General features: G+C 26.9%; 1 protein-coding gene. It reads right to left on the bottom strand.

All coding sequences use genetic code 11. The annotated features are described in order from the left end of the window. Window positions 1-324, bottom strand: a 324-nt coding sequence (locus AVBRAN12640_RS09970; protein WP_336613011.1) for a hypothetical protein, incomplete at both ends; no start/stop codon positions are given.

The raw sequence follows: 324 nt of genomic DNA, 5'->3' as shown, positions 1-324 counted from the left end.
CTTGTTACTTTATTAGTATTTGTAGTGCTTTGTTTATCTTCTTGTTTTTCTTGTATTTTTTCTGGTTTATTATCTTCATTAATATTTGCTTTGGTTAAAGAAAAATCATTTACTTTTAAAGGTTCAACTTTAATTACCTTAGTATTTGAAAAGCTTATTTGTTTTCCTGAATCAATTAAAGAAGTTTTATTACCTAATCTAACATCTATTGCACCTTGTAAGCAAGCTAATTTGTTTATATTAAGTCCAACTTCTCCTACAAACACTGTTCCTCTAATACCAATTGTTGCTGTATGAGCTTTTAAAGAGAAATTCTTTCTTGCT

The sequence above is a fragment of the Campylobacter sp. RM12640 genome (assembly GCF_020137595.1).
Taxonomy (GTDB): Bacteria; Campylobacterota; Campylobacteria; order Campylobacterales; family Campylobacteraceae; genus Campylobacter_E.
This window is presented reverse-complemented; position numbering and strand designations above follow the sequence as displayed.